Annotated in this window: 8 protein-coding genes; 3 read left to right on the top strand and 5 right to left on the bottom strand. The window is 74.0% G+C overall.

What is annotated here, in order from left to right:
- Nucleotides 1–355: 355 nt before the first annotated feature.
- Nucleotides 356–904, bottom strand: coding sequence for a MarR family winged helix-turn-helix transcriptional regulator (locus AC0665_RS17005; protein ID WP_363121209.1), 549 nt, complete (start codon nt 902–904; stop codon nt 356–358).
- 122 nt (nt 905–1,026) lie between these two features.
- Here AC0665_RS17005 and AC0665_RS17000 point away from each other — a divergent pair, with 122 nt between their 5' ends.
- Nucleotides 1,027–2,289 (top strand): MFS transporter, encoded by a 1,263-nt coding sequence (locus AC0665_RS17000; RefSeq protein WP_478705259.1) that lies wholly within the window; start codon nt 1,027–1,029, stop codon nt 2,287–2,289.
- 13 nt (nt 2,290–2,302) lie between these two features.
- Here the strand turns inward: AC0665_RS17000 and AC0665_RS16995 are convergent, their stop codons facing one another.
- Nucleotides 2,303–3,970 (bottom strand): ATP-binding SpoIIE family protein phosphatase, encoded by a 1,668-nt coding sequence (locus AC0665_RS16995; protein WP_478705247.1) that lies wholly within the window; start codon nt 3,968–3,970, stop codon nt 2,303–2,305.
- 174 nt (nt 3,971–4,144) lie between these two features.
- Entirely contained in the window at nt 4,145–5,524 is a 1,380-nt protein-coding gene (locus AC0665_RS16990) for an NAD(P)/FAD-dependent oxidoreductase (RefSeq protein ID WP_478705246.1), read from the bottom strand.
- Nucleotides 5,525–5,897: 373 nt separating this feature from the next.
- Between AC0665_RS16990 and AC0665_RS16985 the strand changes: the two genes are divergently transcribed.
- Both AC0665_RS16985 and AC0665_RS16980 read left to right on the top strand, forming a co-directional pair.
- On the top strand, nt 5,898–6,662 hold the full coding sequence (locus AC0665_RS16985; RefSeq protein WP_478602832.1) for a TetR/AcrR family transcriptional regulator: 765 nt from the start codon (nt 5,898–5,900) through the stop codon (nt 6,660–6,662).
- 201 nt (nt 6,663–6,863) lie between these two features.
- Nucleotides 6,864–8,903, top strand: coding sequence for a sigma-70 family RNA polymerase sigma factor (locus AC0665_RS16980; protein WP_478705245.1), 2,040 nt, complete (start codon nt 6,864–6,866; stop codon nt 8,901–8,903).
- A gap of 13 nt (nt 8,904–8,916) precedes the next feature.
- Here the strand turns inward: AC0665_RS16980 and AC0665_RS16975 are convergent, their stop codons facing one another.
- Both AC0665_RS16975 and AC0665_RS16970 read right to left on the bottom strand, forming a co-directional pair.
- Nucleotides 8,917–12,210: an AfsR/SARP family transcriptional regulator gene (locus AC0665_RS16975; RefSeq protein WP_478705244.1), complete on the bottom strand. Its 3,294-nt coding sequence runs from the start codon at nt 12,208–12,210 to the stop codon at nt 8,917–8,919.
- A 395-nt stretch (nt 12,211–12,605) separates the two neighbouring features.
- Nucleotides 12,606–14,723, bottom strand: a complete 2,118-nt coding sequence (locus AC0665_RS16970) for an asparagine synthase-related protein (protein ID WP_468634273.1) — start codon at nt 14,721–14,723, stop codon at nt 12,606–12,608.
- Between the last annotated feature and the right edge of the window lie 749 nt (nt 14,724–15,472).

The following is a 15,472-nucleotide window of genomic DNA, read 5'->3' as shown; positions in this document are numbered from 1 at the left end:
TTTCCCTTTCCGGCGGTTCCGACTCTATCAGATCCTTTCGGGCCTGATTCCCGGTCAGCGGGAGTTGTCTTTGCGGCTGTTGGGCCGTTCCGACGTCCCCAACCTTAGCGCGCCCTCTCGGTGATCCCAAATCGAAGCCATTCGGAGTCGATCAGATCGTCGAGTCCCCATTCGAATTGAATTCGGGCGTGCCGATATCAATCCCGTGGGGAGGTCGAGCTGGTGGTTTGGGTGCCGCTGCTGCGGCGGAAGTGCTGTCGAAGAACCGTTACGGCTCTGCGGCAACCCGGAGAACTCTACGGATCCGTCCGGGGGCTGTCAAGCAGCCCCTGTCAAGATCTTTTCGGCCCGGGCGTCAGTCCAGGTCGGTGAGGCGCCCGCCGGCGTCCGGCTGGGCGTGCTCGACCCGGCGCAGCAGACGGGTGAGCACTTCGCCCAGCGCCGTGCGCTCCTCGGGGGTCAGGTCCTGGAGCAGGTCCTCCTCGAAGACCGTCGCCAGGCGCATCGCCTCCAGCCACTTCTCTCGCCCCTCCGATGTCAGCTCCACGATGACGCGGACGCGGTTCGACTCGTCTCGCTCACGGGTCACCAGAGATTCGGCGACCATGCGGTCGATCCGGTGGGTCATCGCGGCCGGGGTGAGGCCGAGGCGCTTGGCGAGGTCGCTCGGGCCCAGGCGGTAGGGCGCTCCGGAGAGGACGAGGGCCTTGAGGACCTCCCACTCCGCGTTGCTGATGCCGAGGGCCGAGGTCTGGCGGCCGTAGGCGACGTTCATCCGGCGGTTCAGGCGCGAGAGGGCCGAGACGATCTGCTCGACCTGGGGGTCGAGGTCCTGGAACTCGCGCTGGTACGCGGCGATCTGCTCTTCGAGGGTCGGCTCGCTGGGGCCGGGGGTGTCGCCCATGGGCGCAGTATGGCACGGCCCTTCTTTGCCTTGAAGTCCTTGGGTATGTACTCTTTAGCTTCGAACTTTAGCTTCGAAGTCTTCACTCCTAACTCGTGAGAGAGGTGAACGTGACCAGGGCGATGGGCGCAGCGATGCGCCGGATTCACGTGGGCAACGCACTCAGCGCTTTCGGGCTCGGCTTCACGGTCCCGTACCTGTACGTCTATGTGGCGCAGGTGCGAGGTCTCGGGGCCATGACGGCAGGGCTCGTGCTCGCCGTCTTCGCTGTGGCGGCGCTGGTCGTGCTCCCGTTCGCCGGACGGGCCATCGTCCGGCGCGGCCCGCTGCCGGTGCTGCTCACCGCCCTTGTCACCGCCGCTCTGGGGGCGCTCAGTCTGGGGATCGCGAGCAGCGCGGCGGCCGTGCTGGTGTCGGCCTCGCTGCTGGGGGCCGGGCAGGCCGTGATGCAGCCGGCGCTGGCGACGATGATCGTGGACTGCTCGTCGGCCGAGACACGGTCGCGTGCCTTCGCCATGCAGTTCTTCCTGCAGAACCTCGGGCTCGGCGTCGGTGGTCTGATCGGCGGGCATCTGGTCGACACCACCAGCGCCGCCTCCTTCACCCTGCTCTTCGCGATCGAGGCGGCGATGTTCCTGCTGCTGGTCGTGGTGATGGTGACCGTGCGGATGCCGCACGCCCCGCGGATCGGGGACGCCCCCGCGGCCGGGCGGGGGAGCTGGAAGCAGCTGCTGGGCAACCGCGCCATGGTGCAGCTGTGCGTGCTGGGCTTCGTGCTGTTCTTCGCCTGCTACGGGCAGTTCGAGTCCGGGCTGAGCGCGTACGGCGTCGAGGCGGCGGGGATCTCGACGTCCGCGCTGGGGACGGCGCTCGCCGCCAACACGCTGATGATCGTCCTGGCGCAGTTCGCCGTGCTGCGGTTCGTGGAGCGGCGCCGGCGGTCGCGGGTGATCGCCGCCGTGGGGCTGATCTGGGCCGTGGCCTGGGCCGTCGCGGGGTACGCGGGGCTCGGGCACGGGAGCCAGGAGATGGCGACGGCCGCGTTCGTGGCGACGTACGCGCTGTTCGGGCTGGGTGAGGCGATGCTGTCGCCGACCGTGGCCCCGCTGGTGGCGGATCTCGCACCCGAGGGCATGGCGGGGCAGTACAACTCCGCCTTCGCCCTGGTCAAGCAGCTCGCGCTGGCCGTCGGGCCGGCGGTGGGCGGGCCGCTGGGGGCTTCGCTGCACGCGCCGTACATCGCGGCGTTCCTGGTGTTCTCGCTGGGGATCACCGTGCTGGCCGTGCGGCTGGGGCGGCGGCTGACCGAGGTGCAGGACCAGCCGTGGCTCGGCAGGAACCGGGTCGTGGCGCGAGGTGGCGCGCCCGTATCCGCGGACGTCTGATCCCGCTCCCCCTCTAGGTGGCCTGGGTGCGCGGCAGGGCGAACTCGCACCAGACGGCCTTGCCGCCGCCGGGGGTGCGGCGGCAGCCCCAGTTCGACGCGATCGTGGCGACGATGGCGATGCCCCGGCCCGATTCGTCGCCCGGTTCCGCGCGGCGGCGTCTGGGGAGGTGGTCGTCGCCGTCCGTGACCTCGATGATCAGGCGTCTGTCCGTGCGGCGCAGGCGCAGTCGCATCGGCGGGGTGCCGTGCTGGAGGGAGTTGGCGACCAGTTCGCTGGTCGCCAGGACGCCCAGGTCGTGCAGGTCGGCGGGGAAGCGCCAGCTGGTCAGGACACCGGAGGCGAAGGCACGCGCGCGGGGGGCCGCTTCCACACCGCCCAGGAGTTCCAGCGCGGCGTTGCGGAAGAGGTCGCCGTCCGCTCCCGTGCGCGCGGGGTGCTGGAGGACCAGGACGGCCACGTCGTCGTCGTGGTCGGGGGTCACGCCCGCGGAGCGGACCAGGCGGTCGCAGACGACCTGGGGGGTGCCGGTGGCGCCGGCCAGGGCGCGTTCCAGGGCGGCGATGCCCTCGTCCAGGTCCGCGTCGCGGCGCTCCACCAGGCCGTCCGTGTAGAGGACGGCCGTGGAGCCCGGGGCGAGGGGGATCGAGCCCGAGGTGTGCATCCAGCCGCCGGTGCCGAGCGGCGGGCCGGTGGGTTCCTCGGCGCGCAGCACCGTGCCGTTCTCGTCGCGGACGAGGATCGGGAGGTGGCCCGCGGAGGAGTAGATCAGCTTGCCCTCGTTCGGGTCGTGGATGGCGTACGCGCAGGTCGCGATCTGGTTGGCGTCGATCTCGGCGGCCAGGCCGTCCAGGAGCTGGAGGACCTCGTGCGGGGGGAGGTCGAGGCGGGCGTAGGCGCGGACCGCGGTGCGGAGCTGGCCCATGACCGCCGCGGCGCGGACCCCCCGGCCCATGACGTCGCCGATGACCAGGGCCGTGCGGCCGCCGCCCAGGGTGATGACGTCGTACCAGTCGCCGCCGACCGCTGCTTCGGTGCCGCCGGGGTGGTAGGTGGCGGCGATGCGCAGGTCGTCGGGTTCTTCGAGCTCCTGGGGGAGCAGGGACCGCTGGAGGGTGACCGCCGTCTCGCGCTGGCGGCGTTCGCTGGCGCGCAGGCGCTCGGCGGCCTCGGCGTGGTCGGTGACGTCGGTGGCGAAGACCAGGACGCCGCGGCCCTCACTGCCGCCCTTGCCGTCGCCCGGGGCGACCGGGGTGCAGGTGAAGGTGTAGGAGCGGCCGTCGGGGGCCTTGCGGGACTTGACGGTGCGCGGTTTTCCGCTGCGCTGGACCTGGTCCAGGAGGGAGAACAGGCCGAGGGCGTCCAGCTCGGGGAGTGCCTCGCGGGCGCGTTCTCCCAGCGGGCGTACGCCGAAGGCGCTGGTGTAGGCGTCGTTGACGTAGGCGATGCGGTGGTCGGGGCCGTGGACCAGGGCGACGAGGGAGGGGACGCGGTCGAGGACCTCACGCACCCGCAGTTCGTCGACGGCGGGTACGGACGGTGTCTCGTCGGTCAGTTGTTCGGCACGGGCGGCGGGTACGGAGCTTTCCCCCCGCCGGTCCGGGGAGGCCGTCTGCTCGGTCCGCGCTGCGGCGCGGCGCTGCGTTCCGGGGAGCCGGGCGCTCCAGCGCGTGAAGTTCACGAATCCTTGCCTCGTGTAGTGGTCGGCGGCCGGCACCGGAACCGGCCGGGGCCCCGGAGGGCCCGCACCGGGGCGCGTGGTGGCGTGCCCGTGGTGGTGGACCAGTCTGGCAGGGCGCGGACCGGACCGACATCCGTCAGACGCCGGGCCGGCCGGAGGAGTTCCTGGGTCCGGTCAGGACGACCCCTTCGGGTTGTGCGGGGGGTCGTGAGGAGGCTTTCCACCGGCCGCGAGTTCGAACTCCGCCCGGGGGTGTTCGAGTGAACCCAGGGAGACGATCTCCCGTTTGAACAGGCCCGCCAGGGTCCATTCGGCCAGCACGCGCGCCTTGCGGTTGAAGGTGGGCACGCGGCTGAGGTGGTAGGCCCGGTGCATGAACCAGGCGGGATAGCCCTTGAGCTTGCGTCCGTAGACGTGGGCGACGCCCTTGTGCAGGCCCAGGGAGGCGACCGACCCGGCGTAGGAGTGGGCGTAGGTCTCCAATGGCTCGCCGCGCAGCGCGTGCACGATGTTGTCGGCGAGGACCTTGGCCTGGCGCACCGCGTGCTGGGCGTTGGGCGCGCACTCGCGGCCCGGTTCACCGGCGGTGACGTCGGGGACGGCGGCGGCGTCTCCCGCCGCCCACGCGTGCGCGGTGCCGTCGACCGACAGCTCCGGTGTGCACCTCAGGCGTCCGCGGTCGTCGCGCGGCAGGTCGGAGGCGGCGAGCACGGGGTGGGGTTTGACGCCGGCCGTCCAGACGACCGTACGGGTGGGGAAGCGGGCGCCGTCACTGAGCACGGCGACCCGGTCGGCGCAGGACTCCAGGCGGGTCTCCAGACGGACGTCGATGTTGCGGCGGCGCAGTTCGGTGACGGTGTAGCGGCCCAGCTCCTCGCCGACCTCGGGCAGGATGCGGTTCGAGGCCTCGACGAGGATCCACTTCATGTCCTCGGGGCGGACGTTGTGGTAGTAGCGCGCGGCGTAGCGGGCCATGTCCTCCAGCTCGCCGAGCGCCTCCACACCGGCGTAGCCGCCGCCGACGAAGACGAAGGTGAGGGCCGCGTCGCGGATCGCGGGGTCGCGGGTGGAGGAGGCGATGTCCATCTGCTCGATGACGTGGTTGCGCAGGCCGATGGCCTCCTCCACGGTCTTGAAGCCGATGCCGTGGTCGGCCAGGCCCGGGACCGGCAGGGTGCGCGAGACGGAGCCGGGGGCGAGGACGAGCTGGTCGTAGGCGAGCCTCTGGCCGCCGGTGCCCTCCTCCTCGGTGGCGAGGGTGGTGACGGTGGCGGTGCGTTTCGCGTGGTCGACGGCGGTGGCCTCGCCGATCAGGATCCGGCAGCGGTGCAGGACGCGGCGCAGCGGTACGACGACGTGGCGCGGTGAGATGGCGCCCGCGGCGGCCTCGGGGAGGAACGGCTGGTAGGTCATGTACGGGTCGGGGGTGACGACGGTGATCTCCACGTCGCCGTGGTCCAGTTCCCGTTTCAGTCTGCGCTGCAGGCGCAGGGCCGTGTACATCCCGACGTAGCCGCCACCGACAACGAGAATGCGCGCACGTTCCTTCACCATCCCATGACGCACCCGTCGCTTGCGTTTGTCCACAGCCCCGACAAATTGTGTGACCGGAGCGGGGGCGCGCGCCGACTTGGCCGGATTAGCGAGGTGCGGCTCGTTCCCGCAGGTCAGCAGGGGTGGTGCGAGGGGCGCGCGGGGGAACATTCGGGACGTATGCGGCCCGTACTCCGATCGGTGGGCGCTCCGTGCGGAACCTGCCCCTTCTGAATTGACTCCCTCTCAACTATGTTCGTGTGTCGACGGGGTGTAGGGGGATGCGCTCACCGGGGTCCGCGACGGGCGGGCCGCGGGACCGGGGCGCTTCTTCGTCCCGTCGTCGAATGGCGGGGAGTCTCCGGGGGGAGACGTCATTACCGGGGGAATACTTATGCATGTTCAGGACTCTCATTGGTCGCCCGCGTCCGCTGTGGCGCCGGGCGGCATGACGATGAGCGCGGCGGGCAACGGACGCGACGTGTCGCGGACGACACCGCTGCGCGTGGACGCTCAGCGCAATCTGGAACACGTGCTGCGTGCGGCGCGCGAGGTCTTCGGCGAGCTGGGGTACGGCGCGCCCATGGAGGACGTGGCGCGACGCGCGCGGGTCGGCGTGGGCACGGTGTACCGGCGGTTCCCGAGCAAGGACGTCCTGGTGCGGCGGATAGCCGAGGAGGAGACCTCCCGGCTGACCGACCAGGCGCGTGCGGCGCTCGGGCAGGAGGACGAGCCGTGGTCGGCGCTGTCGCGCTTCCTGCGGACGTCGGTGGCCTCCGGTGCCGGACGGCTGCTGCCGCCGCAGGTGCTGCGGGTCTCCGTCGAGGACGGCGGGACCGGCCCGCGGGTGCCGCAGCAGCGGACCCAGCCGGGCGGGACGGAACTGCGGCTGGTGCCCGACCAGCCGGTCGCGGTCGCTCCGGTGCCCGCGGTCGCGGCCGACGACGACGCCGGGACGTCGGCGCTGCTCGAGGTCGTGGGCCAGCTCGTGGACCGGGCGCGTGCGGCCGGTGAGCTGCGGGCGGACGTGTCGGTGTCGGACGTGCTGCTGGTGATCGCCACAGCAGCGCCCTCGCTGCCGGACGCGGCGCAGCAGGCGGCCGCGTCGGCGCGGCTGCTGGACATCCTGCTGGAGGGTCTGCGCTCGCGACCGGCGTGAGCCACCGGGGCCCGGGCCGATCCGGCCCGGGCCCGCACGAAAGCGGGAGCATTCCCCGAACGAGTGGCGGTTAGTACTGCCGTGCGACAAAGTCCCCACGGATGAGTGATGGTCCGGTCTGCGGGGTTCTGACGAAAAGCCAATATGGCACGCTGACCCGGTGGTTCGGACGGATGGGGCGGCTGCCGGGGGCTTTCCGCGATGAGCGTTGACGGGCGGGACGAGTCGGGCGGCAGCGCCGGCGGCGACGCGACGACCGGCGGGCCGGTTCCGCCGCAGGTGCCGAACCAGGGCGGACGCGCGAGCGTGCCGCCCGGCGGGCATCCCGCCGACGGCTCGGTCCCGGCCCAGCGCCACCGGCGCGAGGACGGCGCCCTGCCGCCCCCGCCCGACCGGAGCGAGGGCGGGATTCCGCCACCGCCTCGTGACCGGAGCGAGGGCGGCGTTCTGCCGCCCCCGCGCGAGCTGCCGCCGTCCGACGCCGACCTCATCGAGCGGATGCGCTCCGGCGACGACACGGCGTACGAGGAGCTGTACCGGCGTCATGCGCAGGCCGTGCGCCGGTATGCCCGCACCTGCTGCCGTGACGCCCACACCGCGGACGACCTGACCGCCGAGGTCTTCGCCCGGATGCTCCAGGCGGTCCGCGGCGGATCGGGCCCCGCCCACGCCGTGCGCGCGTACCTGCTCACCTCCGTCCGGCGCGTCGCCGCCTCCTGGACGAGGTCGGCGCGGCGCGAGCAGCTCGTCGACGACTTCGCGGTGTTCGCCGCCCGGTCCGCCCGCGGATCCGACGTGTCCGACGACGACACGCTCGAACTGGGCGCGGACGTACGGGCGATGCACGAGGCCGAGCAGTCCATGGCCATGCGGGCCTTCCGGTCGCTGCCCGAACGCTGGCAGGCCGTGCTGTGGCACACCGAGGTCGAGGACGAGTCACCCAGCGAGGTCGCCACCCTGTTCGGGCTGGACGCCAACGGCACCCGAGTGCTCGCCAGCCGGGCCCGTGAGGGCCTCAGGCAGGCCTACCTCCAGGCCCACGTCAGCGCCACCCTCACCGGCGACGAGGAGTGCGCCCGCTTCGCCGACCAGCTCGGCACCTACGCCCGAGGGCGGCTGCGCACACGGGCCGAGCGGGGGCTGCGCAAGCACCTCGACGAGTGCGCGAAGTGCCGGCTGGCCGCGCTGCAGATCGAGGAGGTGGCCGGCGGTATCCCGGCCGTCGTGCCGGTCGCGGTCATCGGCTGGTTCGGGGCGGCCGGCTATGCGAAGGCGGCCGGGCTCATCGCCGGGGGCGCCGGAGCGGCCGGTGCGGCGGGGGCGGCCGCGGCGGCGGGCGGCGGCAGTACGGCCGGTGGAGCCGGAGGCGGAGGTGGCGCGGCCGTCTCCGAGGGGCTCGGCGCGCCGGTCAAGGCCGGTATCGCGGCCGGCGTGGTCGCCGTCGGTGTGGCGGCGGTGGTGATGGCCCTGGCCGGCAGCGACGAACCGGGGCAAGAGGCCAGAAGCGCTCCTTCCGCCTCTCCGCCGCCGTCCTCGGTGGTGCGCCCCGGCGAGCCCACATCGACGCCCTCCCCCGCACCGCCGAAGGCCGGCCCGCGACCGCGGCCACGACCGCCGGGGATCCTGCCCGCCGGCGCCGCCACACCCGCGCCGACACCGAGCCCCGCAACCAGCCCCAGTCCGGATCCGGCTCCCGACCCGGACCCCACCCCGACCCGCAGGCCGGCCCCGCCGCCCGCCTCCCCCGAGCCGACCCCGCCCCCCGCTCCCGCCCCGAAGCCCACTCCCCCGCCGCCCCCGCCCGCACCCACCGTCTACCAGTGGAGCGACCTGTCGTACGACATCGGCGGTGACGGCACGAAGCCCGAGATGCGGATCGGTTCGAGCAGCTGGGTCTGGAAGCGGTCCGGCCTGTCGATCGGCGACCAGCGGTACGCGCACGGCGTCACCGTGCACGGCCGCTCCTCCGTCACCATCGACCTCAACCGCTCCTGCGCGTCGTACGACGCGCTCGTGGGGGTGGACGACATGACGCTGCGGCTGGGCAGGGTGCACTTCTCCGTCTGGGCCGACGGGGTCCTGCTGTGGCGGTCGCCGCTGGTGGAGGGCGGGGACACGGCCCTGCCCGTGCATGTGGACCTCACCGGCCGCAGCACGGTCCGGCTGGTGGTGGAACCGCGCAGCGCCCTCGACCACCTCATGCCGGTGGACTGGGCGCAGTCCAGGTTCACCTGCCGCTAGCGGAAGCGCAGGCTCACAGCGCCCGGCCGGTGACGTACGCGCCGCGCGCCTCCTCCAGCTCGCGCAGGACGTCCTCCGCCGTGAGGGCCGCGCCCCGGGCGCGCTCCGCCTCGCAGCGGGCACGGCCCAGGGCGGCACGCGCGGCGGACCTGGCCCGCTCCGCCTGGACACGCTCCGGCAGGGAGCGCGGGCGCCCGGCCCGCCAGTGGTCGCCGGTGCCGAGCAGTCTGGCCGCGCGCGGGAAGTCGCCGAAGTCGGCCAGCACCCCCGCCGCGCCGTCCACCACCGTGGCCCGGACCGCGTCCGAGCACCGCTTGTCCACGGCTTCGCGCAGGGACTCGGCCAGCTTGGGCAGGGCGGACCGCGGGCCGGACTCACTCGCCGTGATCACGGCGTCGAGCAGGAGCAGCATCACCATGAACTGAGGCGGCGGGGTGCCGGGGACGGTGTGCGCGCGGGCCTCCTCGCACCACGCGCGCGCCCGGTCGACATGCCCGTCCTCGAACGCCATCTGGGTGCGCATCAGCAGGATGTACGCCTTGGCGTCCCGCACGCCGTACCGGTCGGCGGCGGCAGTGGCCTCGTCCAGCGAGGCCAGCGCGGCCTCCCGGTCCCCCGCGCGGTAGGCGATCTCGCCGAGCCGGGCGATCAGGAACGGCGACTCGGCGTAGGCGCCCACCTCGTAGGCCAGCCGCAGCGCCTCCTCGTACTCCCCCTTCGCGTCCTCGAAGCGGCTGCGGGCCATGGCGGCCTCACCGGCCGCGCTGCACACCTGGGCGCGCAGCCAGCGGTCGCCCGTGCGGCGGCTGAGGATCCGCAGCTCGGCGAGGTCGTCGTCGACGCCCTCCAGGCCGCCGGGTCCGTCCACGACGGTGTGCGCGCGGAACATCAGGGCTACGGAGACCTCCCAGTCGCCGCCGTACTCGCGGCAGTTGGCGACGGCGGCGTCCAGGACGGCCCGGATCTCGTGCTGGTCGCCCAGGAAGGAGGTGAGGATCGGGCAGACGAGCCCCGGGATCCGGGCCGCGTGCGGGCCGCCATCGAAGTGGTCCCACACCCGCTCCATGTAGGGCCGCTGCTCCGCGACGAACGTCTCCATGGGCTCGGCTTCGGTCATGAAGAACAGATGCAGCATGCGCACATCCATCCGCAGGTGGTGCCGCGGATGCCCTGCCTCCCCGTCCGGCGCGGAGAGGAAATGCTCGATGTGGCCGGGCTGTTCCGGCTCGCCGCCGGGCGGCACACGGCCCGCGAGGTCCAGGGTCACGCCCAGCCGCAGCGTCCGCTCCAGCCACTCCAGGCCTTCCAGGCGGTAGTTGCGCAGCCACCAGAACCAGCCCATGGCCAGGGCGAGGGCAGCGGCCTCCTCCTCGTCACCGGCGGTGAGGGCCCGGTCGAGGGCCGCGCGGATGTTGTCCAGCTCGGTCTCCAGGCGGGACATCCAGGGCAGTTGCCCGGCGGAACGCAGCATCGGATCGGCCCGCTCGACGAGCGCACGCACCCACGCGCGATGCCGGACCTCGGCGGCGGCGCGCACCCGGGGGACGTCGGCGGCGCGCTCGACCGCGTACTCGTGGATGGTCTCCAGCATGCGGTACCGCATGCCGCCGGTGCCGTCGTCCGGGCCCGGGGCCGCCACGACGAGGGACTTGTCGACGAGCGCCCCGATCAGTTCGGCGGCCGGCCCCGAGCACACCGCCTCGGCCGCCGCGAGGTCCCAGCCGCCCGCGAACACCGACACCTCGCGCAGCATCGTCCGCTCGGCGTCGTCGAGCAGGTCCCACGACCAGTCGACGACGGCCCGCAGGGTCTGCTGGCGGGGCAGGACCGTACGGCTCCCGGAGGTGAGGAGGCGGAAGCGGTCGTCGAGCCGGTCGGCGATCTGCCGGGGGGTGAGCATCCGCAGCCGGGCCGCGGCCAGCTCGATGGCCAGCGGCAGTCCGTCCAGCCGCCGGCAGATCTCCGTCACCGCCCGCTCGTCGCGGAGCACGGTGTCCGCGTCGGGACGGACGGCGGCGGCGCGCTCCGCGAACAGCCGGCGGGCGTGATCCGGCCGCAGCGGCCCGACCGGACGCACCGACTCGCCCGGCACGCCCAGGGGTTCACGGCTGGTGGCCAGGACGGTGAGCCCCGGGCAGCGGGTCAGGAGGGTCTCGGCGAGGTGGGCGGCGGCGCCGATGACGTGCTCGCAGTTGTCGAGGATCAGCAGGAGGCTGCGCTGCGCGCAGTACTCGACGAGCAGGGCGAGGGGATCGTCCTGCACGGCGGTGAGCTCGCTGGTCACCAGCACGGTCTCGCGCAGACCGAGCGCGCTGACCACCGCTCCCGGCACCGCCTCGGGCCGGTCGAGCGGGGCGAGCTCGGCCAGCCGTGCCTGCGGGAGCCCGGCGGCGGCCTCCTCGGCCAGCCGGGTCTTGCCGGAGCCGCCCGGTCCGGTGAGTGTGACGAGCCGGGCCCCGCGCAGCTCGGAACGGATGGCGTCGATCTCGGGTTCGCGGCCGACGAATGAGGTCAGCCGGGGGCGGATGGCACCCGCGCGGGTGCGTACGGGCTCCGGCGGCGGGGGCGTCGGGCCCTTGCCGTCCTCCGGCGTGGAAGCGAGGAGTTCGGCGTGCAGGGCGCGCAGGCGGGGTCCGGGGTCGGTACCGAGGCCTTCGGCCAGGCGGCGGCGGGCGGTCTCGTACGCGGCGAGGGCGTCGGCCGCGCGGCCGCTGTCGCGCAGGGCCTCGATGAGCAGGGCGTGCAGCGGCTCGTCGTACGGGTGTACGGCGGTCAGTTCGCGCAGTTCCGGTACGACCTCCGGGCCGCGGCCGAGCCGTAGCCGGGCCTCCGCCCTGGCCCGGGTCGCCTCCAGGCGCCTCGCCTCCGGGCGGGCGGCGGCGGAACGGTCGGGCAGGTCGGAGAGGGCGGGGCCGTGCCAGAGGGCGAGGGCCGCGTCGAGGTGCCGTTCCGCCGCGGCGGGGTCACCGCCGGCGAGGGCGTCCATGCCCTGCCGGACGAGGCGTTCGAAGACGAAGAGGTCGATGTCGTCCGCGCCGGCGGCGAGCCGGTAGCCGCCCGTCTCCGAGGTGACGGCGTCCTTGCCGAGGGCTCTGCGGAGCCGGCCGACGAGAGCCTGGAGGGCGGCGGGGGCGTCCTGCGGCGGGTCGTCCGTCCAGACCTCGTCGATGAGCGTCTGAGGCGTGACGACGCGGGTGGGCCGCAGGGCGAGGGCGGTGAGCAGTGCGCGGAGCCGGGGGCCGCCGACGGGTACGACAGTGCCACGCTCGTCCTCTGCCGTGGTGACGCCCAGGATTCTGTACCGCACGGGGTCATTGTCGCGCGGGTGACGCTGAGGGGCAGGGGGTTTTCGGCGCGCAGGCCCACGGCCTCGTCACCGATGGCCCAGATCCCTCGGCCGGTCCTCGGGGGCGCCGTGGCCGAGGCCGGCGCGGCGGAAGGAGCGGCCGGGCCGGAACGGCCCCCGACAGCGCGCGATCCCAGCAGGGGCTGTTGTCCACACCCCATCCCCAGGGCCCGGGTCCGTGCGCGGCCCGGCAGCGGGGTACCTCTCCCGAGCTGTCGGCTTCGCGCGAGCGGGGACCCGTCGCCCGCTCGTCGCGGCGCCCACAGCGGCATCCATGCCCGCAACCGGGCGCTGCGGCCCCGGCCCACCACGCCGCGCGAAGGCAAGTGCGAGCACCCGCAACCGCCGGGCGGTCGCTACACCCGCCGTCCTCCGCCGGCCCCGGCGCCCAACGCCCCCCGCTGCGGCGCGATGCCCGCCGGAACCGCGCGTTGCCTCGCCGGTGTCCCCGTCCAGCACGTGCCGCGCCGGGACAGCAGGCGGCGCAGCCACAGTTCCAGGGAGACCAGGTCGGCGAGGCCGTCCAGGGGAAGGGGTTCACCGGCCGCCGCGCCTCGCAGTGCCTTGCGGACCACCCGGGCCTCGACGAGCCCCGCCTCCGCCAGCAACGGGGTGTCGAACAGGGCGACCAGGGAGTCCGCCGCCACCCGCAGTCCCGTCCGCTCCGCGGCCGCCGCCGTCGCCTGGCTGGGGGCGCCCCAGCCGGGCGGCAACTCCCGTACTCCGGCGCCTTCCAGCACCGTGCGCAGGATCGCCGCCCGCGCCCCGGGCCGCACCCGCAGCGCTTCCGGCAGCGCCCGGGCCGCGCGGACGACCTGGTTGTCGAGGAACGGCGCGTGCAGCCGCTGGAAGCGGACCTCCGCGGCCTGCTCCAGCACCCGCAGGTCCGCCGCGTGCCGCGCCAGCGCCGCCCGCGCCCGGAAGTCACCGGGCCGCTGCCCGGGCCCCACCGGCTCCGACCGGTGCGTCGACGCCTGAAGGCGAACCGATACTTCAGCGAGCGCCTCACCGGTCAGCCAGCGCGCCGCCGGCCCGGGTCTCCCCCAGGTCAGCGCAGCGAGCGAGGCGTCCAGCGCGCCGCCGGGCGCGTCGAGACCGTCGTCGGAGCGCGGGTCGAGGAGACGCTCGGCGAGGGACTGCAGACCCGACCGGTACGGCGTACGGGACAACCGCCGCGCCGCCGCGTACACGCGCGCGGGCACCAGCACCGATCCGTCGGCCTTGGCCAGCGCGGCGACCGGCCGCACGAGATGACGCCGCCTGCGGTCCATCAGCAGGTCGGCCAGGCGCGCGGGATGCGCGTCCAGCACCTGGCGCGCCCCGTGGCCGGTGAAGTGGTCCGCGCTGCCCGCCGCCAGCCGGGCCCGGTGGCGCGCCGCCGACACCAGGCAGGGCCCGGGCTCGTCCGTCAGCGGCCCGTCGAGGTCGGCGTACGGAAGGGTGCCCTCGTCGCCCGCGACGACGACGTGGTGCAGCCGCGGGTTCGCCGCCAGCGCGCCCGCCCGCTCCAGTTCGGCCTCGCGGCCCCCGACGGCGAGGTCGTTGAACGTGACGGCCAGCAGCCGCTCCCCCGCGCCGGTGCCGTGCCCGAGCACCGTGCCCGGCATCCCGGGCAGCCCCGCGGCCAGCAGCGCGAGGGCCCCGGACGCCGGCCCGCCGGACAGGTCGGCGCCGATCCCCGGCACGGGCATCCCCCGGGCGGCACGCCGCTCGGCGGGCCCCATGCCGGGTACGGGTCCGGGGTCGATGTCCGCCCCGGGGACGTGCCGCGGCGCGGACAGCCGCGTCCGCACGGCTTCGACGAGCGCGTCGCGCACCGCGTCGACCGCGCTGTCGGGATCGGCCGGGGGCGCCGCCACGGCCAGCGAGGCGACCGGTTCGTACCCGGCGATCTCGCGCGCCCCGGCGCGCAGGATGAGGGCGTGCCCGGGCGGAACGCGCTTCACGCCGTCGTACGGCGTGGAGTCGTGCAGCGCGGCGGGGACGTCCGGCGCGGCCAGCAGAGCGGCGAGGTGCCCGAAGTCGAGGTTGGCCTCGACGAGGTCGGCCAGCGGCAGCGCGGCGGTCGCGTACGCCGTGCCGCCGGCCCAGGGCGTGTGGAACACCGGCCGCGCGCCCGCGAGATCACCGCAGACGGTGATCCGCCTGCCGACCTGGACGATCGCCGTGTAACTCCCCGGCCAGGCGGTCAGATGCCGAAGTGCCCCGCCGCGCGCGGCGAACAGCGCCACGCGCAACTGCTCGTCGGTGGCGCCGCAGATGCCGAGCACGGCGATCCGGGTCCGCTCGTCGGCCTTCACGACCCGCACCTCGTCGGGGCGCCAGTCGCCGACCGCCCACAGCGGATCGGGGTCGCCCCACAGGAGTTGGGACCCCACCGGGTGCAGCGTCTCACCCTCGCCGCCGGTGGCCCCCGCCGTACCGGCAGCGACGGCTGCCGCGGCGGTGCTGCTCCATCCCACCAACCACCGCATCGCCGCCTCCACAGGCTGTGGACAACCAGTGCACCGTACGAACCGGTTCACCATGCTGCCATGAAGGAGGCGTTCCAGAGGGTGCCGACGCCGCTTGCGCTCCGGTGAATGCGCCCCGGCGGAGCCGCCCGCACCGCCCGGGCACCCCGAACACCCGCGCACCACAAGGGGATCCGGGCGGCCGCGAGAGGCGGCGGAAAGGAAGGGACGGCCAAGAATCAAGGCATGTCGGCGACATGTCTGTGGGAGGACTGCGACGCGAATGCGCCCCCGAAACGCGCCCTCATCACACCCGGCGCGCCCTCAACTGCCATGGTCGCAGCCCTGACACGCCCTGACCGACGGGATCGATTTTCGGCCAAATCGCCATCGCGCGGACAGCTTCGAACACGCTCCGTACAGGCTTGCCGGCCTGTCGCCCGGCCGCGCAGTCCGGGAGACGGAGCACGCCTCCCGGACCGGTCCGCCGCCCGCGGGGATGTAGGCGGCGGTGTCCCCCAGCCCACTGGATCCAGTACAGCGGGCCGACCCACGCGACGACCATGGAAGCGCTCCCGCGATGGCCGGAGAAGAGCGCACGGACAGGCGCACGGCCACACAGTGGGAGCACGTCGCAACAGCCCGTATCTGAACCGCACTTCAGTACGGACCACAATCCCGCCAACCGGAACAATGCCCCTTAACGCTTGGGATGCGGCGAACTACGCTGGGTTTACGAATGCCGCGTGGTTATGCCAGTGCGGCAGCCG

The organism is Streptomyces sp. NPDC043685 (assembly GCF_056436585.1).
This window is presented reverse-complemented; position numbering and strand designations above follow the sequence as displayed.